At 66.8% G+C, this 22,570-nt stretch carries 24 protein-coding genes; 17 read left to right on the forward strand and 7 right to left on the reverse strand.

What is annotated here, in order from left to right:
• Positions 1-56: 56 nt before the first annotated feature.
• Together U6958_RS03880 and U6958_RS03885 are read left to right on the forward strand one after the other, a co-directional pair.
• Positions 57-644, forward strand: a complete 588-nt coding sequence (locus U6958_RS03880; protein WP_016448533.1) for a hypothetical protein — start codon at positions 57-59, stop codon at positions 642-644.
• Positions 645-890: 246 nt separating this feature from the next.
• Positions 891-1,391: a hemerythrin domain-containing protein gene (locus U6958_RS03885; RefSeq protein WP_016448532.1), complete on the forward strand. Its 501-nt coding sequence runs from the start codon at positions 891-893 to the stop codon at positions 1,389-1,391.
• Positions 1,392-1,424: 33 nt separating this feature from the next.
• Here the strand turns inward: U6958_RS03885 and U6958_RS03890 are convergent, their stop codons facing one another.
• Both U6958_RS03890 and U6958_RS03895 read right to left on the reverse strand, forming a co-directional pair.
• The gene (locus U6958_RS03890; RefSeq protein ID WP_016448531.1) at positions 1,425-2,072 is read right to left on the reverse strand and encodes a MarC family protein; all 648 of its coding nucleotides are present in this window, start codon (positions 2,070-2,072) and stop codon (positions 1,425-1,427) included.
• 13 nt (positions 2,073-2,085) lie between these two features.
• On the reverse strand, positions 2,086-2,838 hold the full coding sequence (locus U6958_RS03895; RefSeq protein ID WP_016453579.1) for an SDR family oxidoreductase: 753 nt from the start codon (positions 2,836-2,838) through the stop codon (positions 2,086-2,088).
• Between the two features lie 118 nt (positions 2,839-2,956).
• Between U6958_RS03895 and U6958_RS03900 the strand changes: the two genes are divergently transcribed.
• From U6958_RS03900 to U6958_RS03910, 3 genes are all read left to right on the forward strand, one after another.
• Positions 2,957-3,649, forward strand: coding sequence for a dienelactone hydrolase family protein (locus tag U6958_RS03900; protein ID WP_016448529.1), 693 nt, complete (start codon positions 2,957-2,959; stop codon positions 3,647-3,649).
• Between the two features lie 122 nt (positions 3,650-3,771).
• Positions 3,772-4,062: a nucleotidyltransferase family protein gene (locus U6958_RS03905; RefSeq protein ID WP_013800234.1), complete on the forward strand. Its 291-nt coding sequence runs from the start codon at positions 3,772-3,774 to the stop codon at positions 4,060-4,062.
• On the forward strand, positions 4,059-4,427 hold the full coding sequence (locus tag U6958_RS03910) for a DUF86 domain-containing protein (RefSeq protein WP_013800235.1): 369 nt from the start codon (positions 4,059-4,061) through the stop codon (positions 4,425-4,427). The genes U6958_RS03905 and U6958_RS03910 overlap by 4 nt, the downstream gene beginning before the upstream one ends.
• Positions 4,428-4,460: 33 nt before the next feature.
• Here U6958_RS03910 and U6958_RS03915 read toward each other — a convergent pair whose 3' ends face one another.
• The 3 genes from U6958_RS03915 to U6958_RS03925 form a co-directional block, all read right to left on the reverse strand.
• On the reverse strand, positions 4,461-4,778 hold the full coding sequence (locus U6958_RS03915) for a hypothetical protein (protein WP_074922616.1): 318 nt from the start codon (positions 4,776-4,778) through the stop codon (positions 4,461-4,463).
• A gap of 228 nt (positions 4,779-5,006) precedes the next feature.
• A complete protein-coding gene (locus tag U6958_RS03920) occupies positions 5,007-5,651 on the reverse strand; it encodes a molybdopterin-dependent oxidoreductase (protein ID WP_017405502.1) in 645 nt (214 codons plus the stop codon).
• The gene (locus tag U6958_RS03925) at positions 5,648-8,014 is read right to left on the reverse strand and encodes a choice-of-anchor Q domain-containing protein (protein WP_074922618.1); all 2,367 of its coding nucleotides are present in this window, start codon (positions 8,012-8,014) and stop codon (positions 5,648-5,650) included. The genes U6958_RS03920 and U6958_RS03925 overlap by 4 nt, the downstream gene beginning before the upstream one ends.
• A gap of 164 nt (positions 8,015-8,178) precedes the next feature.
• Here U6958_RS03925 and U6958_RS03930 point away from each other — a divergent pair, with 164 nt between their 5' ends.
• Together U6958_RS03930 and U6958_RS03935 are read left to right on the forward strand one after the other, a co-directional pair.
• On the forward strand, positions 8,179-8,946 hold the full coding sequence (locus U6958_RS03930) for a response regulator transcription factor (RefSeq protein ID WP_074922690.1): 768 nt from the start codon (positions 8,179-8,181) through the stop codon (positions 8,944-8,946).
• Between the two features lie 19 nt (positions 8,947-8,965).
• Entirely contained in the window at positions 8,966-10,924 is a 1,959-nt protein-coding gene (locus U6958_RS03935) for an ATP-binding protein (protein WP_074922620.1), read from the forward strand.
• Here U6958_RS03935 and U6958_RS03940 read toward each other — a convergent pair.
• Together U6958_RS03940 and hemB are read right to left on the reverse strand one after the other, a co-directional pair.
• Entirely contained in the window at positions 10,921-12,138 is a 1,218-nt protein-coding gene (locus U6958_RS03940; protein ID WP_074922621.1) for a magnesium transporter CorA family protein, read from the reverse strand. The two genes, U6958_RS03935 and U6958_RS03940, sit on opposite strands and share 4 nt — an antisense overlap.
• A gap of 4 nt (positions 12,139-12,142) precedes the next feature.
• A complete protein-coding gene (gene hemB, locus U6958_RS03945; protein ID WP_034347899.1) occupies positions 12,143-13,150 on the reverse strand; it encodes a porphobilinogen synthase in 1,008 nt (335 codons plus the stop codon).
• A gap of 123 nt (positions 13,151-13,273) precedes the next feature.
• Here hemB and U6958_RS03950 point away from each other — a divergent pair, with 123 nt between their 5' ends.
• From U6958_RS03950 to rpsJ, 10 genes are all read left to right on the forward strand, one after another.
• Complete coding sequence (locus U6958_RS03950) at positions 13,274-13,702, forward strand: CopD family protein (protein WP_016453572.1); 429 nt, start codon at positions 13,274-13,276, stop codon at positions 13,700-13,702.
• Positions 13,703-13,733: 31 nt separating this feature from the next.
• Positions 13,734-14,888, forward strand: coding sequence for a VanZ family protein (locus U6958_RS03955; protein ID WP_074922622.1), 1,155 nt, complete (start codon positions 13,734-13,736; stop codon positions 14,886-14,888).
• A 10-nt stretch (positions 14,889-14,898) separates the two neighbouring features.
• Positions 14,899-15,273: a ferredoxin gene (locus tag U6958_RS03960; protein ID WP_016448519.1), complete on the forward strand. Its 375-nt coding sequence runs from the start codon at positions 14,899-14,901 to the stop codon at positions 15,271-15,273.
• 80 nt (positions 15,274-15,353) lie between these two features.
• Entirely contained in the window at positions 15,354-15,989 is a 636-nt protein-coding gene (locus U6958_RS03965; protein WP_016448518.1) for an alpha/beta hydrolase, read from the forward strand.
• A 91-nt stretch (positions 15,990-16,080) separates the two neighbouring features.
• Positions 16,081-17,250, forward strand: coding sequence for a D-alanyl-D-alanine carboxypeptidase family protein (locus U6958_RS03970; RefSeq protein ID WP_016453570.1), 1,170 nt, complete (start codon positions 16,081-16,083; stop codon positions 17,248-17,250).
• A gap of 157 nt (positions 17,251-17,407) precedes the next feature.
• Positions 17,408-17,785 (forward strand): 30S ribosomal protein S12, encoded by a 378-nt coding sequence (gene rpsL / locus U6958_RS03975; protein ID WP_003059441.1) that lies wholly within the window; start codon positions 17,408-17,410, stop codon positions 17,783-17,785.
• A 160-nt stretch (positions 17,786-17,945) separates the two neighbouring features.
• Positions 17,946-18,419, forward strand: coding sequence for a 30S ribosomal protein S7 (gene rpsG, locus U6958_RS03980; protein WP_016448516.1), 474 nt, complete (start codon positions 17,946-17,948; stop codon positions 18,417-18,419).
• A 152-nt stretch (positions 18,420-18,571) separates the two neighbouring features.
• Entirely contained in the window at positions 18,572-20,680 is a 2,109-nt protein-coding gene (gene fusA, locus U6958_RS03985; protein ID WP_016448515.1) for an elongation factor G, read from the forward strand.
• A gap of 162 nt (positions 20,681-20,842) precedes the next feature.
• The gene (gene tuf, locus U6958_RS03990; RefSeq protein ID WP_016448514.1) at positions 20,843-22,033 is read left to right on the forward strand and encodes an elongation factor Tu; all 1,191 of its coding nucleotides are present in this window, start codon (positions 20,843-20,845) and stop codon (positions 22,031-22,033) included.
• A 24-nt stretch (positions 22,034-22,057) separates the two neighbouring features.
• On the forward strand, positions 22,058-22,369 hold the full coding sequence (rpsJ, locus tag U6958_RS03995) for a 30S ribosomal protein S10 (RefSeq protein WP_003059431.1): 312 nt from the start codon (positions 22,058-22,060) through the stop codon (positions 22,367-22,369).
• Positions 22,370-22,570 lie beyond the last annotated feature (201 nt).

Here is a 22,570-nt window from a genome sequence, read left to right on the forward strand (position 1 = left end):
GGCCCGCCGCCGCAGGCACCAAGGGCCGGTTCAGTACAAATACAAGGAGTTCCATCATGCAAACACCGCAACGCTTTCGCCACATGCTGTCCGCCGTCGCCCTGGGCCTGATGGCCTCCGGCGCCATGGCCATGACCAATGCCGAGCACACGGCCGCCAAGAACCAGATCGAGGCCGACTACAAGGCTGCCAAGGAACAGTGCAAGCCGCTCAAGGACAACGCCAAGGACGTCTGCGAGAAGCAGGCCAAGGGCCAGGAAAACGTCGCCAAGGCTGAACTGGAATCGCGCCGCAATCCTTCGCCCAAGAACAGCGAAAAGGCACTCAAGGCCAAGGCTGATGCGGACTACGACATCGCCAAGGAAAAGTGCGATGACCTCAAGGGCGACGCCAAGGACGTCTGCGTGAAGGATGCCAAGGCTGCCCATGTGCGTGCCGTCGAAGCCGCCAAGGTGAACAAGGCCCAGGCCGAACCTGCCGCCAACTCTGCCGCCAAGGCCGCCAACGTGGCCGAGACCCGCAAGGACGCTGCCGAGGAAACCCGCGAAGCCGACTACAAGGCCGCCAAGGCCCGTTGCGACACCATGAGCGGTGACGCCAAGGATGCCTGCGTGGCTGATGCCAAGCGTAAATATGGACAGTAAGCTCCCCCTGAGCGGCTGACGCCGCTTCCCCCTCTCTACCCGCTTCGCGGGGGAGGGGGACGACGCCCTCGCCGCGAGGCGGCTCTTGCTTGGCGTCCCTGATGTTGGGGCGCGCCAGTTTTATCCGCCTTGACCAAGCCCCGCTCGCGGGGCTTTGCTGTTTTCGGGTTGGCTGATGTGGGTCAAACGGGTTGGGCGGTGCTGTTCCTAAGCTGCAGTCTTTCATGATGAAGGCAGGAGAAGCATATGGCCGTGCTGGAATGGAGCGGAGCGCTGGCATTGGAATTGCCGGCCATGGACGAGGTGCACCAGGAGTTCGTGCTGCTGCTGGCCGAGGTGGAGGCGGCCGATGATGCGCAGCTGTGCGTGCGCTGGGATGAGCTGATCGCGCATACGCAGGTGCATTTCGACCAGGAAGACCGCTGGATGCAGTCCACGCGGTTCACCAGCACCAACTGCCACAGCCTGCAGCACAAGGTGGTGCTGCAGGTGATGCGCGAGGGGGCGGCCAAGGCGGCAGCGGGGGATCTGGCCGTGATCCGCAGCATGGCGGGCGAGCTGGCGGCCTGGTTCGTGCACCATGCGCAGACCATGGATGCGGCGCTGGCCCTGCATCTGCGCAGCGCGGGCTTCGATCCCGCCACGGGCTCGCTGGCCCACCCCGAGGCCTTGCCCGAGCAGCCCATCACGGGCTGCGGCGGTGCCTGCGACGGCAGCGCCGACCGCGCGCGGGCCGTGCCGGCCTGATCCGGCGGGCCTTCAATCGGCCAGCCAGCCCGCTCAGGGCACGATCGCGGGCGAGGCCAGGATGGGGAAGATCTTCACCAGCCCGCCCGCCATCACCTCTACGGCCAGGGCCGCGAGGATCAGGCCCATGAGCCGCGTCATCACGTTGATGCCGGTCTTGCCCAGCACGCGCGCAATCGGGTCGGCCAGCGAAAAGCAGACCATCACCACCAGCGCCACCACCACGCCATAGCCCACCAGCGCCAGGTGCTGCCAGATGGTGCGTGCCTGGTCGGCATAGATCACCACGGTGGACATGGAGGCCGGCCCTGTCAGCAGCGGAATCGTCAGCGGCACCACGGCAATGCTGTTGCCCATGGCGGCCTTTTCCGCGCCTGCCGCCAGCGTGGGCGCGTTGGGCCGTTCCTCGGCCGGGCGGGCGTTGAGCATGTTCATCGCGCTGATCAGCAGCAGCAGGCCGCCGCCCACCTGGAAGCTCTGCAGCGAGATGTTGAAGAAGTCCAGCACCTGCAGCCCGATGATGGCGCAGGCCGCGATCACGCAGAACGAGGCCAGCGCCGCCGTGCGAATGGTCTGCTGGCGCTGCTGGGCGCTGAATCCCTCGGTGTAGTGGATGAAGAAGGGGACGATGGCCAGCGGGTTGATGATGGCCACCAAAGTGATCAGCGGTTTGAGGTCCATGGTTGCCTTGGAGCTAGAGGTTGCCGCCCGAGATATCGACCAGGCTGCCCGTGGTGTAGTGCGAGCCGTCGGACATCAGCCAGAGGATGGCGTCGGCAACCTCCTCGGCCCTGCCGCCGCGCTGCATGGGCACGTTGGGCGCCAGGCGCTCGACGCGGTCGGGCTGTCCGCCGCTGGCGTGGATGTCGGTCTCTATCAAGCCGGGCCGCACGGCGTTCACGCGTATGCCCTGGGCGGCGACTTCCTTGGCCAGGCCCAGCGTCATCACGTCCAACGCGCCCTTGGCGGCCGCATAGTCCACGTACTGGCCCGGTGCGCCCAGCCGCGAAGCGATGCTGGAGACGTTCACGATGGCGCCACCCCGTCCGCCGTGGCGGGTGCTCATGCGCCGCACGGCCTCGCGCGCGCAGATGAAGCTGCCGATGGTATTGACGCGGAACATGCGCTCCAGCCGCTGCACGCTCATCTCGGCCACGGTCTGCGCGCGGTCCACCACACCGGCGTTGTTGACCAGGGCATCCAGCCGGCCGAACTGCGCATCCACCGCACCGAACAGGGCTAGCACCTCGGCTTCGTCGCCCACATCGGCCTGCACGGCCAGCGCGCGTGTGCCGGCCAGTTGCACGTCGGCCACCACGGCCTCGGCCGCATCGCGCTGGTGCTGGTAGCTGATCACCACGTCCCAGCCCCGGTGCGCTGCCATGCGTGCCGTTGCGGCGCCTATGCCGCGGCTGCCGCCGGTGATGAGCACGACTTTTCGTTCCATCGAATGTCTCCTGTGAAAGAATTGCCGCACGGGCCGGCCCGCCGCCATTACAGCATTGCGGGGCGCGTCCGCCCACCGGGAAATCACATCAGGTTCTCAGACAGAAAGGAACGCGGACATGGGCAGTTTTGTGCAGTTGACTTCATTGGATGGCACGTCTTCGCCGGCCTGGGTGGCCCGCCCCGACGTGCCCGCGCGCGGTGCCATCGTCGTGCTGCAGGAGATCTTCGGCGTCAACGCCCATATCCGCGCCGTGACCGACCGGCTTGCGGCGCGGGGCTATGTGGCCGTGGCGCCGTCACTGTTCACGCGTGTGGAGCCGGGTGTGGACCTGGGCTACGGCGACGCCGACCGTGCCAAGGGCATGGCGCTGAAATCCGCCGCCGAGGCGCTGCCCCAGCCCGGCGTGCTGCCCGAGATCGAGGCCGCCATCGCCCATGCCGCCACGCTGGTGCCCGGCGGCAAGGTGGGCATCGTGGGCTTTTGCTGGGGCGGCCTGTGGGCCTGGCGCGCGGCCTGCAACCTGCCCAGCCTGTCGGCTGCGGCCTGCTACTACGGCGGCGGCATGACCACGCCGCTGGAGATGGGCCGCGAGCCGCTGTGCCCCGTCATCGCCCACTTCGGCCGGCGCGATGCGCACATTCCCGTGGACGCCGTGCAGGCCTTCGCCCAGGCGCAAAAGCATGTGCAGGTGCACCTGTACGACGCCGACCACGGCTTCAACTGCGACCAGCGCAGCGCCTACGACGAGGCCAGCGCCCTGCAGGCGCGCGATCGCACGCTGGCCTTCTTCGACCAGCACCTGGCCTGATCTGCCGTGCCGGGCGTGGCCCGGCATGGAAAATCCAGGCATCGGGATTTCCGGGAGTGCTGCTTGAAACCCGGTGCCTGATGCAATAGGCTTTCCAGAAGTCTCAACAGGAAAGGATGTCCATGCGACCGTCCGTGGTACTCGACATGAATCGCAGCGCAGTGCGTGAAATGGCCAGCCGTTTCCGCACTGCGAACCCGCGCGTCTTCGGCTCCGTGCTGCATGGCACCGACCGGGACGGCAGCGACCTCGACCTGCTGGTCGATGCATTGCCGGGCGCGACGCTGTTCGACCTGGGCGGCCTGCAGGACGAGCTGGAATCGCTGCTCGGCCTTCGCGTTGATCTGCTGACGCCCGGAGACCTGCCGCTGAAGTTCCGTGCCCAGGTGCTTGCGGAGGCGCAGCCGATATGAACGGGCATCGCCTTCCCGATTACCTCGATCACATACAGCAGGCCGCAACGGATGCCTGTAGCTTCGTGGAGGGCTTGGCCAAGGAGGATTTCCTGGAGGACAAGCGCACCCAGCAGGCCGTCATCATGAGCCTCGTCATCATCGGCGAGGCTGTCACGAAGGTCATGGATGGCTATGCCGAGTTCGCCCAGACACACGGGCAAGTGCCATGGCGCAACATGCGCGGCATGCGCAACCGCATCGCCCATGGCTATTTCGACATCAACCTCGATCTGGTGTGGGACACCGTGCAGACGGCCTTGCCTGAATTGCTCAGGCAATGGCCATCCATTCGCCGGGATGCGGACGGCGCCAGGCCGGGCTGACCGGTGCTGCGCGAGTGTCCGCAACTGGCCTGATCAACCCCCGGGGTCCGGATCACAGGCCGGCCCCGGCGTCGCCTTGCGCGCCTGCACGGTCTGCAGCGTGCCCCGCAGCGCGCGCTGCTGCGCGGTCAGGAAGCTCATCAGCCCGCCCAGGTCGCTCAGTTGTTGGTCGGGGCCGGCCATGCAGCACAGGTCGATCACCAGGCCCATCTGGTGCATGCAGTCCTTGAGGCGATAGACCTCGTATTCGGAAATGGGGTAGTACAGGCTGGTCTCTTCCCTCGGCACTTGCGGGGAGGAGAAGAAAGGCAGGGAGGCGTGTGCTCCGCTGGGCGCATCGATGTCAGGCATGGCGGCTCCTTTGGCATGAACTGGCACCCCCTAGCGGAGGTCCCGCACAGCCCCGCCAAAACGGAACTGTGCCCAGCGCAGCACACTGGGAAGATGGAAAAGCCGCTGTCTCGTTGTAAAGACAAACGGCTGCTGCTCCTTTGCTTTCGGGCCGCCAAGCCCGTATCCCCCGAGGGGATCGCGAAATGGTACTCCAAATGCGCGTCCTGCCGCGCTCTGAAGCCAGGTTCAACCTTGGGGTCGCTGCGCGTGCAGCCCCATGTGGTACAGCCCCCAGGGCGCCTGCGCAAAACGTTCCTTGAGCGGCTTGCCTGCCAGATCGGCAATGCGGTCGGCGTCATACATGGCCCATTGCGGGCCCAGGCCGCCCAGGCCCAGGCGCAGGCCGTCCATGCGCGTGGCCAGCAGCATGCGCCATTGCAGGGCCTGCGCCAGCGGCAGCTGGGCGCGGTAGCCGTCGATGGCCTGCAGGGTGATCCACTGGCCCTTGGCCGCTGCGGCGGCGCTGTCCACGCCGGCCGCCTGCAGCACGGTGGCCAGCAGCGGGCCGCGCAGCCGGTGGGGCTGGCCGTCGTATTCGATATGGGGCGTGATCTCCACCGTGGGCAGGCGCTCCAGCGCACCGGCCCCTGTGGTCCAGGCCGAGTCGAAGGCCAGGCCATGGTTTTTCAGCAGCAGATCGGCCACCGGGTCCAGCGGCCCCCGGTTGCCGCGCACGCCGGGGCCGCTGATGGTGAGCACGGCGGCTTCGGTGCTTTTCCCGGGGGCGGCGGGGGCGGCCAGGGCGCTTTCGCACAGGGCCAGGCCGGTGGCTGCGCTGGCGGCCAGCAGGCTGCGGCGTGAAAGCGGGCTCCGGCTTGCGGATGCGGTCATGGGGAACTCCTGGGGGTGCGTGGCGATGTGCCAGCGCCGATTTTCCGTGAACTCCTCTCCCTTCGCGACAGCGCAGCGCCTGCAGCGGTCAAAAGGCCCAGCAGCGCCAAGGCGGGCAGGCCTAGGCCCGGCACGGGCGTGGCCGTGGGGCCGGCAGGACCCGCCAGCGGCACGGCCAGCAGCACGGGGTCGCTGATGGCACCCGGCGCGGGATTGCTGTCGCCCGTGGCGGCGGCGGTGGAGCTGCCGTTGTTGTCGGTGACGGAAAAGCGCAGCGTGCGGCCCTGCAGGCTGTCGATGGGCCAGGGCACCCATTGCTGGTCCAGGTACTTGAACAGGCGGGCATGGGCGGGAATGGCCTCGGGCAGCGTGAGCGTGACGCCCAGCTTCTCGCCCGGCATGCAGTACATGGCCTGGAAGCTGGCCTGTCCCCAGGGATAGCGGTGTCCTGCGGGCAGGCTGCCGGTGGCTGCCGTGAAGGCGGGCGCGCCGTCGAGTACGCAGCCGCCGCTGGGGCTGTCCAGGGCCAGGGTGACGGCGCCGCCGGGGCCGGAGCCCGTGTACGTGGTGTCGGGCACGAACATGGCCAGCACGTTGCGCGCCCGGTCCATGGTCACGGTGCAGGAGGCGGCGTTGCCGCTGCAGTCATTGCCCCAGCCTGCGAACCTGTAGGCCGGCGCGGGCGTGGCCGTCAGCGTGACCAGGGTCTGGGCGCCGGAGGGGTAGTTGGCGCTGCACTGTGCCGGTGTGCCGCCGCCGGAAGGCTGCGTGCATTGCACGATGCCGCCGTCCAGGGGCACGGGCAGGTCGCCGGCCGTCACGCTGCCGCCTGGCGTGCTGACCTGCACGATCAAGGCAGCGGCACCCTGCAGTTCCACCGCGCCCATGTCGCAGCCCGCGCCCTGGGGGCGCACCTGGCCGCGCTGGTCGATGAGGCCGTTGCAGTAGTAGGACGGTACGGCGTCCACGGCCGGCGAGCCTGCGGCCGGCAGCAGGCTCGGTGTGGCGCCGCCGTTGTCGTGCAGGCTTGCCAGCAGGGGGTCCTGGTCGAAAAGATTGGTGCCCCTGTCGTCGATGTCGATGGCGCCAAGCGGCAGGCCGGCGTTGCTGACGGTCCTGAGAATGCTGTAGTCCAGGCTCACCAGCGGGTTGTTGCCATCCTTGTTGTAGATCTCCGGGCCTGTCGTGCCGGTCGCGTTCCACAGAATGCTGGAGACCAGGGCGACAGGGTTGGCATACCCGGTGGGCCAGGCGGCATCGTTGTACAGAGCGTGGCCTCTGCCGTTCGCCTGGCTGGTGCCCGCCTGGTTGTCGGCGAAGGTGGTGAAGCGGACCAGCGAACTGCCCGTGAACGAGGTGCCCACCGTGCGGTAGTACAGGGCGCCGCCATGGCGGCCTGCGCGGTTGCCGGTGAAGGTGACGTCCTCGATGCGCAGGGCATTGGCCGTGTTGTGCACCAGGTGGTAGAGGGCGCCTGCGTCCGCGCTGGCCGAATTGCCGCTGAACAGTGACTGGCGTATCTCCATGGCATTGGCGCCGTTGCCCCAGCCTTCGCTATAGATGGCGCCGCCCATGGCTGCGCTGTTGCCGCTGAAGCTGGCCTGGCGGATCAGGGGGCTGGCGGTGCCGGCGTTGTCGGAAAGGTTGAAGAGGGCGCCGCCCTGGCCGGCATTGGACTCGGCCTTGTTGCCGCTGAACACCACGTTGAGCAGCGTGGGGCTGCAGGCGCTGCCCGCTCCCGCACCGTTGCAGTACAGGCCGGCACCGTGGTAGCTGGTGCCGCCGGACTGGCCCGCCGTGATGGTGAGGGTGTCCAGCCGTGTGTTGTCCCGTGTGTAGGGGCCGCCGCTGCTGCTGTTGCCCCGCCCGCCGATCACCACCACGTTGAAGCTGTTGCCGCCCTGGATGTCCGTGGCGGCGGGCGTGATGCCGCCCGTGCGGTTGCTGTCATTGCCATCGATGTCGCCGGACAGCACGGTCAGGCGTGGGTCGGTGGTGCGTTCCTCGGGTGCGGTGCTGTTGCCGGTGTAGCCGCCCAGCAAGTGCACCGGGGCGTTGATGGCAAAGCTGGCGCTGCGGTCCGTGCCGGCCGTAGGCCGGTAGATGCCCTGCTTGAGCCGGATGCTGCTGCAGGCGCCACTGCCCAGCGCGGCCTGCAGCGTGGTGGCGCTGCTCCAGTCCAGGCCGCTGGCGGCGGCGCTGCCGTCGCTGGCCGCATGGCAGGTGAGTTGGCTGCCGGCGGGCGCGGCCTGTGCGCCCGGGGCGGCGCCCAGCAGGGCGGCCAGGGCCAGGGCGCGGGGCACGGCGCGGGTCAGGGCGGTAATGCCGGCCTGCGCGGTGCGGGGCATGGGCAGGAGGGCCATCGTCTATCTCCTTGAACCTTGAAGTCGGTGCCGGGTGGCCTGGGCGACCATAGCCACTGGCGCCTGTCCTGTATGTCCCCCTTTCGGGCGACAAGACGGGGCACCCCTATCCATGTGAACATGCGGGCCTTGCCGCCATGGCAGGTCCGCAGAACTTTTGGCCCATGCACGCTGACCCTCCAGAAAGTCCAGACAGCCCAGCCAGCCCAGCCAGCCCCGCCGGGGCCGGCAATGCTGCGCCCACACCCATCCGCGTGGCCGTGGTGGAGGACGACGCCGCCTGCCGCCACGCCCTGGTGGGCGTGATCAATGCTGCGAAGGACATGGTCCTGTGCTGGGCGGCAGCCAGCCGCGCGGAGGCCCTGCACCAGCTCGGCCGCACCGATGGGGCCGGTGCCATGGACGTGATGCTGGTGGACCTGGGCCTGCCCGACGGCAGCGGCCTGGAGGTGATTGCTGCCGTGCGCGCCCGCCACCCCGGGGCGGCGGTGATGGTCAGCACCATCTTTGGCGACGAGCAGCATGTGCTGGCCGCCATCGAGGCCGGCGCCATGGGCTATCTGCTCAAGGACCTGGCCGCCGACGCGGTGCTGGAGGAAGTGCGCAGCCTGCACGCGGGCGGCAGCCCCATCAATCCCATGGTGGCGCGCAAGCTGCTGCTGCGCCAGCAGCGGGCCGGGGCGGTGGCCGGGCTGCAGCCGCCTGCCGAGCCGCAGGCCGCCGCGCAGGCGCTGTCCACGCGCGAGCTGGAGGTGCTGCGCCTGGTGGCGCGCGGCCATACGCTGGACGAGGTGGCGCGCCAGCTGGGCGTGTCGCGCCATACGGTGCGCACCTTCGTGCGGCGCATCTACGGCAAGCTGCAGGTGTCCAGCCGCACGCAGATGATGCATGTGGCCTTGCAGCGCGGCTGGCTGGCCGAGGGGCGGCAATGAGCGCCGCCACGGTGGGCAGATGACGCAGCCGCTGCTGCAGGGGAGGGTCTTGCTGGTTTCGGCGGGATTGGTGGCGCTGGCGATGCTGCTGGCGGGGGCATTCGGGCTGCGTGGCCCCGTCGCAGGTGAAGCGGTGCAACTGCGCCAGGCGCAGCTGTGGCGGTCGGACAGCCCGCACTGGGCGCCGCCTGCGGCGCTTGCGTCGGCCGACGACGCGGTGCTGGATGCATCGACGCCGTGGAGCGATGTGGACCTGCCCTATGGGGGCGACAGGGCCGTGTCGGGCAGCGGCGACCTGGCAGCGGCGCCGCCCGAGGTGCGCTGGTTCCGCGCCGTGGTGCCGCCTGAAGCCCTGGTGCCTACGCCGCAGGGCGCGCGCCTGTATATCCCGCGCTGGCAGACGGTGGGCACGGTGGCGGTGTATGTGGATGGGAAGCTGGCCTGGCAGACGCGCGGCAGCCGGGTGTGGAACAGTTTCAACCGGCCGGTGTGGCTGGACCTGGGCGGGCTGGCGCAGCCGGGCAGACCGCTGCAGGTGCATGTGCGCATGGCCAGCCAGCAGGGCGTGGGCGGGGCGCTGTCCAGCCTGTGGGCGGGGCCGGCCGAGTCGCTGCGGCTGTCCTGGCGGCTGCGCAGCCTGCTCCAGGCCGATCTGGTGGTCTACACGGCGGGCTCCTACCTGGTGCTGGGCCTGTTCGCGCTGGCGCTGTGGGCGCTGCAGCGGCGGCGCGGGGATGTGGTGTTCCTGCTGTTCTTCCTGATGTCGCTGTGCCAGTTGCTGGGCTCGCTGCAGTTCATGGTGGACGGCGAGGGGCTGGCCCTGTCGGACGGCTGGTTCTCCTGGCTGACGCTGGCCGGCCTCATGGGCGCCACGGTGGCGGCCTTCCATTTCCTGTGCCTGATGCAGCGCAGGCGCCGGCCATGGCTGGGCCGGGTGCTGCAGGGCTATGTGGGCACGGTGCTGCTGGTGGCGGTGCCGCTGTGGGGGCCGGCGCACGAGACCATCCTGCCGCTGCTGCGGCTGCTGATGGTGCCGCCGGAGATCCTGGTGCTGTGCATGGCCGTGGCGGGCGCCTGGCGCATGCGCGATGGCGGCAGCACCATGCTGGCGGTGTGGATGCTGCTGTCGTTTCCCATCGGCTTCCATGACCTGGCGCTGCAGAGCTACCTGATCAGCATAGAGAGCATCTACCTCACGCCCTATGTGTACCTGGGGCTGTTCACGCTGTTCCTGCTGGTGGCCTACCGGCGCTACAACGGCGCGCTGGCCGTGGCAGAGAACGCCAACCTGCATCTGGCGGAACGGCTCAAGGCCCAGGAGGCGGAGCTGGCCCAGGCCCATGAACGCCTGCTGGCCGTGGAGCGCGAGCAGACGCTGATGCAGGAGCGCCAGCGCCTGATGCGCGAGATGCACGACGGCGTGGGCTCTTCGCTGATGAGCGCGCTGCGCGTGGTGGAGTTCAACCAGGCCGGCACGGTGGACCTGGTGCAACTGCTGCAGGAGTGCATCGATGACCTGAAGCTGTCCATCGACTCGCTGGAGCCGCTGGACTGCGACCTGCTGGCGCTGCTGGCCGGGCTGCGCTACCGGCTGGGGCCGCGCCTGGAGGGGGCGGGGCTGCGGCTGCACTGGGAGGTGAGCGACCTGCCCGCGCTGCCCTGGCTGGACGCGCAGGCCGCTCTGCATGTGCTGCGCATCCTGCAGGAGGTGCTGACCAACATCATCAAGCACAGCGGCGCGCGCGAGATCACGGTGCGCACGGCCCAGGCCCCGCTGGACGGCCGGGCCGGCGTGCAGGTGCTGGTGGAGGACGACGGCCACCCCTTCGACCGCGCCCGGGCACCCACCGAGGGCCGCAAGGGACTGGTGAACATGCGCACACGCGCGCTGGCGCTGCAGGCGCGGCTGGACTGGGCGCCGCTGGCCGGCGGCAATCGCTTCACGCTGTGGATGCCGCTGGAGCGGGCGGGGCCCTAGCCCTGCGCCGTGCGCGCCATGTAGCGCTTGCGCCAGAAGAACATGGTCAGGCCCACGGCAATCGCCATCATCGAGCCCATGGCCCACCAGAAGCCGTCCTGCTTGTGCACCAGGGGGATGAACTCGAAGTTCATGCCGAAGATGCCGGCAATCAGGTTCAGCGGCAGGAACACGGCCGTCAGCGCGGTCAGCGTGCGCATGATGTCGTTGGTGCGGTTGCTCTGCACCGAAAAATGCATCTGCACCACGGTCTCGGTGCTTTGCTCCAGCCGCCGCACGTGGTGGACCACGCGCTCTATGTGTTCCAGCACGTCGCGGCTGCGCACCTTGAGCAGGTCCAGCTCGCGCAGCGCCGCCGCATCTTCAGGCGGCGTCCAGGTCTCCAGCGCGTCCGTCCAGTCCTGCACGGCGGCGCGCTGGTCTTCGCAGACTTCGTCCAGCTCATGCAGGGCCAGCCGTGCGTCCAGCAGCGCCCCCCAGTTGGCAAAGCGCGTGCGCGGGCGCAGCAGCTCGGTCTGCCAGTGGTCCAGCTGGCGCGACAGTTCGCGGCGCAGGTCCAGGAAGCCGTCCACGATGAGGTTGACCACGCGCAGCATGAGGTCGGCCGGGCTGGCAGGCAGCCGCGTGCCGGAGGTGGGGTTCAGCCGTCCCTCGCGCGGGTCATTGGGCACGGCGGCCAGCAGCCGCGCGGCATAGGCGTCGCGCACGGTGCAGTCGTCGGGGTGCACGGACAGCAGCACCTGATCGAACATGGCAAAGCCCACGGGGCTGGTGTCGATGTTGCGCAGCACGGGCGGACCTGTGCGGCGCACGGGAGGTGAGGGGGGCAGCGCCTGCGCCGCAGGCGAAGAGGCCGTGCCGGCCTGCGGGGCGGCACGTGCCTGCCCGCTGGCCAGGCGGCGAAACACCAGCAGGTCGTACTGCGAGGTGTAGTCGTAGCGCGAGGGCAGCTGGGCGTTGAGCAGGTCCGAGACATGCAGGTCCACCAGCTGCTGGCCCGACAGCAGCTGCAGCGTGCGCTGCACCTCGGCCAGCCGCTCCTGCAAGGTGGCGCGGGTGCAGGAGATCCAGACGAATCCCTGCGCGGGCGCCTGGTCGGGCAGGGCGGCCAGTTCGGTGGCGCCGCCCGGCTGCAGGTGGAAGATGCGCATGTTCCTGGCGTTCCCGGCTGGGGGAGCGGCTCCCGTGCCCGTGGGCGGCGTCACCGGCGGCATGCGTTCAGCCGCGCAGCTTGCGCGCGGCGTCGATGGCGAAGTAGGTCAGGATGCCGTCGGCACCCGCGCGCTTGAAGGCCAGCAGCGATTCCATCATCACCTGGTCATGGTCCAGCCAGCCGTTGGCGGCGGCGGCCTTGAGCATGGCGTACTCGCCGCTGACCTGGTAGGCGAAGGTGGGCACGCCGAACTCGTCCTTGACGCGGCGCACCACGTCCAGGTACGGCATGCCGGGCTTGACCATGACCATGTCGGCGCCTTCGGCCAGGTCCTGGGCGACTTCGCGCAGGGCCTCGTCGGTGTTGGCGGGGTCCATCTGGTAGACGTTCTTGTCGGCCTTGCCCAGCGCGCCGCGCGTGCCCACGGCATCGCGGAACGGGCCGTAGAAGGCGCTGGCGTACTTGGCGCTGTAGGCCATGATGCGGGTGTGGATGTGGCCGTGGGCCTCCAGCGCCTCGCGGATGGCGCCGATGCGGCCGTCCATCATGTCGCTGGGCGCCACCATGTCCACGCCGGCCTCGGCATGGGTGAGGGCCTGGCCCACCAGGACCTGCACGGTCTCGTCATTGATGATGTAGCCGGACTCGTCGAGGATGCCGTCCTGGCCGTGGCTGGTGTAGGGGTCCAGGGCCACGTCGGTCATCACGCCCAGTTGCGGGAACTCCTTCTTGAGCGCCCGCACCACGCGCGGGATCAGGCCGTCGGGGTTGAGCGCCTCCTTGCCGTCGGGCGTCTTCAGCGAGGTCTCGATGGCGGGGAACAGCGCCAGGAAAGGGATCTCCAGCTGCACGCATTGCTCTGCCACGGGCAGCAGCAGGTCCAGGCTCAGGCGGTCCACGCCGGGCATGGAGGGCACGGCCTCGCGCTGGTTCGTGCCTTCGTGCACGAACACGGGGTAGATGAAGTCATGGGCCGTGAGCACGTTCTCGCGCACCAGATTGCGCGTGAAGGCGTCGCGGCGCAGGCGGCGGGGGCGGTTGAGCGGGAAGGGGGTGGGGCTGGACAGATGCATGCCGAAAATTGTGCCCCATTCCCGCCGCAGGCCCCGCAACCCCGGCGACGACGCCGGCACGCGGGACTCGGCTTTTGCGCCTGCGCAGCCTGGCGCACCCCTGTACGCACGTACACTGCCCGCATGCTGTGGGTCAAAGCCTTTCATATCGTTTTCGTGGCAAGCTGGTTCGCGGGCCTGTTCTATCTGCCTCGCATCTTCGTCAATGTGGCCATGGTCACGCCCGGCTCGGTGGCCGAGCGCGAGCGCCTGCTGCTCATGGCACGCAAGCTGCTGCGCTTCACCACGCTGCTGGCCGTGCCCGCATTGGGCCTGGGCCTGTGGCTGTACCTGGGCTACGGCATCGGCAAGGGGCCGGGCAACGGCTGGATGCATGCCAAACTGGCCGGCGTGCTGCTGGTCATCGGCTACCACCATGCCTGCGGGCGCCTGCTGCGCAAGCTGATCGACAACCGGGACCAGCACAGCCACCGCTGGTTCCGCTTCTTCAACGAGGTGCCGGTGCTGCTGCTGGCGGCCATCGTCATCCTGGTGGTCGTCAAACCTTTCTGAGAAACCGTTCCAACGAAGAGGGAGGCAGGGCGTGGTGCAAAAGACTTCGGCCTGGCCGCTGGCACTGGTCTATGCGGTGCTCATCGTTTTCGCCAGCCTGTTTCCCTTCGATGGCTGGCGTGCCCAGGGCATTGATCCGCTGGTCTTCCTGACGGCAAAGATCCCGCCGCCGTACTGGACCTGGTTCGACGTCAATACCAATATCGTCGGCTACGCGCCGCTGGGCTTTTTCCTGGCGCTGGCCCTGGTGCGCAGCGGCAGCCCGCGCGCGGCCGTGCCGCTGGCGGCGCTGGCAGGCACCCTGCTGTCGCTGTCCATGGAGTTCCTGCAGATCTACCTGCCGCGGCGCGTTCCCTCCAACCTGGATCTGGTGCTCAATGCGGGCGGCACCTTGTTGGGCGCGCTGGTGGCGCTGCTGCTGGAGCGCCTGGGCGCCCTGGCGCGCTGGAGCGCCTTTCGCACCCATTGGCTGGGCGAGGATGGCGGCGGCGCCATGGTGCTGCTGGCGCTGTGGCCCTGGGCGCTGCTCTTTCCCGCCGCCGTGCCCTTCGGTTTGGGCCAGGTGCTGGAGCGGCTGGAGCAGGGCCTGCTGGACCTGCTCGAAGGCACGCCCTTTCTCATGTGGCTGCCGCTGCGCGAGTCGGCCCTGACGCCGCTGTCGCCCGTGACCGAGATGCTGTGCGTGATGCTGGGCCTGTGGGTGCCCTGCCTGCTGGCCTATTGCGTGATGCGCCACATGGGCCGGCGCGCCGTGCTGGCGGGCTCGGCCATCGTGATCGGCATCGCGGTCTCGGCGATGTCAGCCGCGCTGAGCTGGGGGCCTGCCCATGCCTGGGAGTGGGTGGACCTGCCGGTGCGCATGGGCGTATGGGGGGGCGTGGGCCTGGCCATGGTGGCCCTGCCGCTGCCGCGCCGCGCCTGTGCAGCCCTGCTGATGCTGGTGCTGGTGCTGCAACTGAGCATCCTGAACCAGGCGCCCACCAGTGCCTATTTCTCCGAGACGCTGCAGGCCTGGGAGCAGGGGCGTTTCATCCGCTTCTACGGGCTGGGCCAGTGGCTGGGCTGGCTGTGGCCCTATGCCACCCTGGTCTACGTGCTGCTCAGGGTGGCGCGCCGCGATGCAGGGCCGCTGCCGCCTGCACCTTCAGCGCCCCCGGCGCCTTCGGGGCAGCAGACGCAGGCCTAGAATCCGCTGCATGAGCGAAAACCCACGTCCCGGGGCCGAAGGCGGCCAGCAAGGCGCAGGCAACTACTATGCGCGCCACATCTTCTTTTGCCTCAACGAGAGGCCTGGCGGCGAGGACTGCTGTGCGCTGCACGGCGCCAAGGCAGGCTTCGACCACTGCAAGAAGCAGGTCAAGCAGCTGGGCCTGGCCGGCAAGGGCCAGGTTCGCGTGAACAAGGCCGGCTGCCTGGACCGCTGCGCGGGCGGGCCCGTGGCCGTGGTCTACCCCGAAGGCACCTGGTACACCTTTGTGGACGAGACCGATATCGACGAGATCGTCGAGTCCCATCTCAAGAACGGCCAGCCCGTGGAGCGCCTGCTGCTGCCGCCCGACGTGGGCCGCTGAACACCGGCTGGAACTTTGGGCCTTTCCGGGCATCAGTGCTTTGTCAGCTTGGACTGGCTGCTACTACTAGGATAGCGATTGTGAATGCGCAGACCGAACGTTTGACCCTGACCGGCCTTGCCGGGGCCGTGGAGGCCCTGCGCGACGCGCCGGCCGCCGATGCGACTGCGCGCGGCGTGGCCATCATCGCCCACCCCCATCCGCTGTTTGGCGGCACCATGGACAACAAGGTGGTGCAGACCCTGGCGCGGGCCTTCGTGCAGTGCGGCTACACGGCCGTACGCTTCAACTTCCGTGGCGTGGGTGCCAGTGCCGGCGAGCACGACGCAGGCATCGGCGAGGCCGAGGACATGCTGTCCGTGGTCCGCCAGGTCGCTCCCGAAGGGCCGATCGCGCTGGCGGGCTTTTCCTTCGGCGCCTTCGTCACCAGCCATGTGCTGGCGGGCCTGTGGAATGAAGGCCGGGTGGAAAAGGCTGTGCTGGTGGGCACGGCGGCCAGCCGTTTCTCGGTGGCCCCCGTGCCGCCCGAAGCCCATGACCGGACATTGGTGGTGCACGGCGAGGCCGATGACACGGTGCCGCTGTCGGCCGTCATGGACTGGGCGCGCTCGCAGATACTGCCTGTTACCGTCGTGCCCGGGGGCGGTCATTTCTTTCACGGACAATTGCCGCTGCTCAAGAGTCTCGTGGTCCGCCATTTGCGCTCACTTCCCTAGCGGCCCGCGCCGCTGCTCAATAGGCCCGCCCCAGCCGGCGGGCATCTTCCGCCTTTCCTGCTTTACCTGCCCTTTAGCGAGAGTTTTCCTCATGAAGCCCATTTCCTCCACGCTGCGAGTCCTGGCACTGGCAGCGGCCATGGCGCCGGCCCTGGCGCTGGCGCAGATCACCCCGCCCCAGCCGCCCGAGATCGCGGCGCGCAACTATCTGCTGGTCGATGTCACCGCCAACCAGGTGCTGGGTGCCAAGGACATCGATGCGCCCATCGAGCAGGCCTCGCTGACCAAGCTCATGACCGGCTACCTGGTCTTCGACGCACTGCGCGCCAAGAAGATCACGCTGGAGCAGCGCCTGCCCGTCAGCGAGCGCGCCTGGAAGATGCCGGGCTCGCGCATGTTCATCGACCCCAAGATGCAGGTGCCGGTGGATGACCTGATCAAGGGCATGATCGTGCAGTCCGGCAACGACGCCACCATGGCCCTGGCCGAAGGCGTGGGCGGCTCGGCCGAGAACTTCGTGCGGCTCATGAACGAGCAGGCCAAGGCGCTGGGCATGAAGAACACCAGCTACAAGAACCCCGAAGGCCTGACCGAGCCCGGCCACCTGACCACGGCGCGCGACCTGTCCATCCTCGCGCAGCGGCTGATGCAGGACTTCCCCGAGTACATGCACTACTACTCGACCAAGAAGTACTTCTACCCGGGCACGCCGGCCTCCAACGGCACCAACCGCAACTCGCTGCTGTTCCGCGACCCGACCGTGGACGGCCTCAAGACCGGCCACACCGCTGCGGCCGGCTACTGCCTGGTGGCCACGGCCAAGCGCGATCTGCCCAACGTGGGCAGCCGCCGCCTGATCTCCATCGTGCTGGGCGCCGCCAGCGAGAACGCGCGCGCCAATGAAAGCCAGAAGCTGCTGAACTGGGGCTATGCGGCCTTCGACTCGGTCAAGCTGTTCGACGCCGAGCAGGCCGTGGCCACGCCCGAGGTCTGGAAGGGCAAGGCGGGCACCGTCAAGATCGGCCGCACCACGCCCATCGTGGTCACCGTGCCGGCCGGCAGTGGCGGCAAGCTGAGCACCGAAGTCGTGCGCCAGGACCCGCTGATCGCTCCGTTCACCAAGGGCCAGGCCATGGGCACGCTCAAGGTCAAGCTGGGGGCCGACACCGTGGCCGAAGTGCCGCTGGTGGCGCTTGAAGGCGTGGAGCAGGCAGGCTTCTTCGGCCGTGCCTGGGATGCGATCCGCCTCTGGATCAAGTAAGCCCCGCGCCTGTCGCGCAGGCCATCGCGTACCGGCTTGAAGGGGGTGCAGTTGTGCGATCTCCTGCAAGCTGGTACAGTCGAGGGCTTTTCGGAATTTCCGAAGGGATTCACGTTTTCGCTTTTCGCAAGCAATTCACGTTTAGGGACGTTTATTAATGCCAACCATTAACCAACTCGTGCGTCAGGGCCGCACGGTCGAAGTTGTCAAATCCAAGAGCCCTGCTATGGAAAACTGCCCTCAGCGCCGCGGCGTGTGCACCCGTGTGTACACCACGACGCCCAAGAAGCCTAACTCCGCTCTGCGTAAGGTTGCCAAGGTGCGCCTGACCAACGGCTTCGAGGTCATCTCCTACATCGGTGGTGAAGGCCACAACCTGCAAGAGCACAGCGTTGTGCTGGTGCGCGGCGGCCGTGTGAAGGACTTGCCCGGTGTGCGTTACCACATCGTGCGTGGCTCCCTTGACCTGCAAGGCGTCAAGGACCGCAAGCAAGCCCGTTCCAAGTACGGCGCGAAGAAGCCCAAGGCCAAGTAAGCCCTGCGTTTTTTCGAAGAAGGTGCTGTATCCCGCGTGGCGCGAGATCCAGCGTAGTGACCCCAAACGCAAGTGTTTTGCGCGGGTCGAGTAAGTGGGAGTCCTGTTGGCTCTCGCGGTGTCTGAAAAGACGCCAACTGAAGCAAGATAGAGGTAAAAAATGCCACGTCGTCGCGAAGTCCCCAAACGTGAAATCCTGCCGGATCCCAAGTTCGGCAATGTCGAGCTGTCCAAGTTCATGAACGTGATCATGGAAGGCGGCAAGAAGGCGGTCGCAGAACGCATCATCTACGGTGCCCTGGACCTGATTCAAAAGAAGCACCCTGACAAAGACCCGCTGGAAGCCTTCATCGTTGCCATCAACAACGTGAAGCCCATGGTCGAAGTGAAGTCCCGCCGCGTCGGCGGTGCCAACTACCAGGTGCCCGTCGAAGTGCGTCCCGTGCGTCGCCTGGCCCTGTCCATGCGTTGGCTGAAGGAAGCTGCACGCAAGCGCGGCGAGAAGTCCATGGCCCAGCGCCTGGCCAACGAGCTGCTCGAGGCCACCGAAGGCCGTGGCGGCGCCATGAAGCGCCGTGACGAAGTGCACCGCATGGCCGAAGCCAACAAGGCGTTCAGCCACTTCCGCTTCTAAGAGCGCTTCGCTCCTGATCAGACGGGCCGCATGCATTTTTGCCTGCGGCCTTGTCTCGATTAGGAGCATCCCCAGATAAGACTGCTGTCCGTCTGCACCATGAGGCTGGAACGGGCAGAGACTCCCTCCATACGATCAATCAAGGATCCATCATGGCTCGCAAGACCCCCATCGAGCGCTACCGCAATATCGGTATCTCCGCCCACATCGACGCCGGCAAAACCACCACCACCGAACGTATCCTGTTCTACACCGGTGTGACCCACAAGCTGGGCGAAGTGCACGACGGCGCTGCTACGACCGACTGGATGGAGCAAGAGCAAGAGCGCGGCATCACCATCACTTCCGCTGCAGTGACCTGCTTCTGGAAGGGCATGGACCTGTCCTACCCCGAGCACCGTTTCAACATCATCGACACCCCCGGCCACGTGGACTTCACCATTGAGGTGGAGCGTTCCATGCGCGTGCTGGACGGCGCCTGCATGGTGTACTGCGCCGTGGGCGGCGTGCAGCCCCAGTCGGAAACCGTGTGGCGTCAGGCCAACAAGTACAAGGTGCCTCGTCTGGCCTTCGTGAACAAGATGGACCGTACCGGCGCCAACTTCTTCAAGGTCGTCGAGCAGATGAAGCTGCGCCTGAAGGCCAACCCCGTGCCCGTCGTGATCCCGATCGGTGCCGAAGAAAACTTCAAGGGCGTGGTCGACCTCGTCAAGATGAAGGCCATCATCTGGGACGAAGCCTCGCAAGGCATGAAGTTCGAATACCACGAAATCCCCGCCGAGCTGGTGGAGACCGCCAACAAGTGGCGTGAAAATCTCGTGGAAGCCGCTGCCGAAGCCAGCGAAGACCTGATGAACAAGTACCTGGAAGAAGGTACTCTGTCCGAAGAAGACGTGAAGGCCGGCCTGCGCGCTCGTACGCTGGCTACCGAAATCCAGCCCATGCTGTGCGGTACCGCCTTCAAGAACAAGGGTGTGCAGCGCATGCTGGACGCCGTGATCGACTACCTGCCGGCGCCTGTGGACATCCCTGACGTCACTGGTACCGATCCCGAAAACGAAGAAACCAAGCTCAGCCGCAAGGCAGACGACGGCGAAAAGTTCTCGGCCCTGGCCTTCAAGCTGATGACCGACCCGTTCGTCGGCCAACTGACCTTCGTGCGCGTGTACTCGGGCGTCCTGACCAAGGGCGACACCGTGTTCAACTCGGTCAAGGGCAAGAAGGAGCGTATCGGCCGTATCGTGCAGATGATGGCCAACGAGCGCGTGGAAGTCGAAGAAATCCGCGCCGGCGACATCGCTGCCTGCGTGGGCCTGAAGGACGTGACCACCGGCGAAACGCTGTGCGCCGTCGAAGCTCCCATCGTGCTGGAACGCATGGTCTTCCCCGAGCCCGTGATTGCACAGGCCGTGGAGCCCAAGTCCAAGGCCGACCAGGAAAAGATGGGCATCGCCCTGTCGCGCCTGGCTGCTGAAGATCCGTCCTTCCGCGTGCGCACCGATGAAGAATCGGGCCAGACCATCATCGCCGGCATGGGCGAGCTGCACCTGGAAATCATCGTTGACCGCATGAAGCGCGAATTCAACGTGGAAGCCAACGTGGGCAAGCCCCAGGTGGCCTACCGCGAAACCATTCGCCAGAAGGTTACCGATGTGGACGGCAAGTTCGTTCGCCAGTCCGGCGGCAAGGGTCAGTACGGCCACGTCGTGCTGACCCTGGAACCCCAGGAAGCCGGCAAGGGCTTCGAGTTCGTCGACGAAATCAAGGGCGGTGTGGTTCCTCGCGAATACATCCCTGCGGTCGAGAAGGGCGTGATCGAGGCGCTGACTTCCGGCGTGCTGGCCGGCTACCCCGTGGTGGACGTCAAGGTGCGCCTGACCTTCGGTTCGTACCACGATGTGGACTCGAACGAAATGGCCTTCAAGATGGCTGCCATCTTCGGCTTCAAGGAAGGCGCCAAGAAGGCCAGCCCCGTCATCCTCGAGCCCATGATGGCCGTGGAAGTCGAGACGCCTGAAGACTACGCCGGCACCGTGATGGGCGACCTGTCCTCGCGTCGCGGCATGGTGCAGGGCATGGACGACATGGCCGGCGGTGGCAAGTCCATCAAGGCCGAAGTGCCGCTGTCGGAAATGTTCGGCTACGCCACTTCGCTGCGTTCGCAGACGCAAGGCCGCGCTACGTACACGATGGAGTTCAAGCACTACGCCGAAGCTCCCCGCAACGTGGCCGAAGCCATCGTGGCTGCTCGCGCCAAGTAAGGCTTTTTGTATAATCGAAGGCTTTTGAGTCGCAGCCCCTGAAAAGGGGCTGCGATTTTTGCCGGTCTGCGATCCCATGCCGTCCTGTCACCTGTGCGGGGCGACCAAGCAATGGGATGCAGACCTTAAACATCACACAGGTTTTGCTCTTTCGGAGAAATCATGGCAAAGGAAAAATTCGAGCGGACCAAGCCCCACGTCAACGTGGGCACCATCGGTCACGTGGACCACGGCAAGACGACCCTGACGGCTGCCATCGCCACCGTTCTGTCCAAGAAGTTCGGCGGCGAAGCCAAGGCTTACGACCAGATCGACGCAGCACCTGAAGAAAAGGCCCGCGGCATCACGATCAACACCGCCCACGTCGAGTACGAAACGGCCAACCGCCACTACGCTCACGTTGACTGCCCCGGCCACGCCGACTACGTCAAGAACATGATCACCGGCGCTGCTCAGATGGACGGCGCTATCCTGGTGTGCTCGGCCGCTGACGGCCCGATGCCCCAGACCCGCGAGCACATCCTGCTGGCTCGTCAGGTGGGCGTGCCCTACATCATCGTGTTCCTGAACAAGTGCGACATGGTGGACGACGAAGAGCTGCTGGAGCTGGTCGAAATGGAAGTGCGCGAGCTGCTGGCCAAGTACGACTTCCCCGGCGACGACACCCCCATCATCCGCGGCTCGGCCAAGCTGGCCCTGGAAGGTGACGCAAGCGACAAGGGCGAGCCCGCCATCCTGCGTCTGGCTGAAGCCCTGGACACCTACATCCCCACGCCCGAGCGCGCTGTGGACGGTGCCTTCGCAATGCCCGTGGAAGACGTGTTCTCGATCTCCGGCCGTGGCACCGTGGTGACCGGTCGCGTGGAGCGCGGCATCATCAAGGTCGGCGAAGAAATCGAAATCGTCGGTATCCGCGACACCCAGAAGACCATCGTCACCGGCGTGGAAATGTTCCGCAAGCTGCTGGACCAAGGCCAGGCTGGCGACAACGTGGGCCTGCTGCTGCGCGGCACCAAGCGTGAAGACGTGGAACGCGGCCAAGTGCTGTGCAAGCCCGGCTCCATCAAGCCCCACACCCACTTCACGGCTGAGGTGTACGTGCTGTCCAAGGACGAAGGTGGTCGCCACACTCCGTTCTTCAACAACTACCGTCCCCAGTTCTATTTCCGCACGACCGACGTGACCGGCTCCATCGAGCTGCCCGCCGACAAGGAAATGGTGATGCCTGGCGATAACGTGTCGATCACCGTCAAGCTGATCGCCCCCATCGCCATGGAAGAAGGTCTGCGCTTCGCTATCCGCGAAGGCGGCCGTACCGTGGGCGCTGGCGTGGTTGCAAAGATCATTGCGTAATTCTTAGAAAACTAGGAATACACAATGTCCAAGCAAAAAATCCGCATCCGCCTGAAGGCGTTTGACTACAAGCTGATCGACCAGTCGGCTGCTGAAATCGTTGACACTGCCAAGCGCACCGGCGCCATCGTCAAGGGTCCCGTGCCCCTGCCGACACGCATGAAGCGCTTCGACATCCTGCGCTCGCCGCACGTCAACAAGACCAGCCGCGACCAGTTCGAAATCCGCACTCACCAGCGCCTGATGGACATCGTTGACCCGACTGACAAGACGGTTGACGCTCTGATGAAGCTGGACCTGCCCGCAGGTGTGGACGTCGAGATCAAGCTGCAATAAGTACTTCACAGGCCCCTTGCGGGGCCGTTGAAGGGCTTTGATTTAACGCGAACTTGCTTGAAAAGGCAGTTCGCGTTAAAATTTGGGGCTTCGCCTTTCTTGAGCGAAGTTTTATCAACCTTCTTTCGTGCGCAAGGCCTTGGTCATCTGGGGCGGGAGCGCAACGCTGGGCCAATTGCAGTTTCAGCGGCGGAAGTTTTG

Origin of the sequence: Delftia lacustris, from assembly GCF_040267515.1 — a bacterium.
Classification (GTDB): domain Bacteria; phylum Pseudomonadota; class Gammaproteobacteria; order Burkholderiales; family Burkholderiaceae_C; genus Comamonas; species Comamonas tsuruhatensis.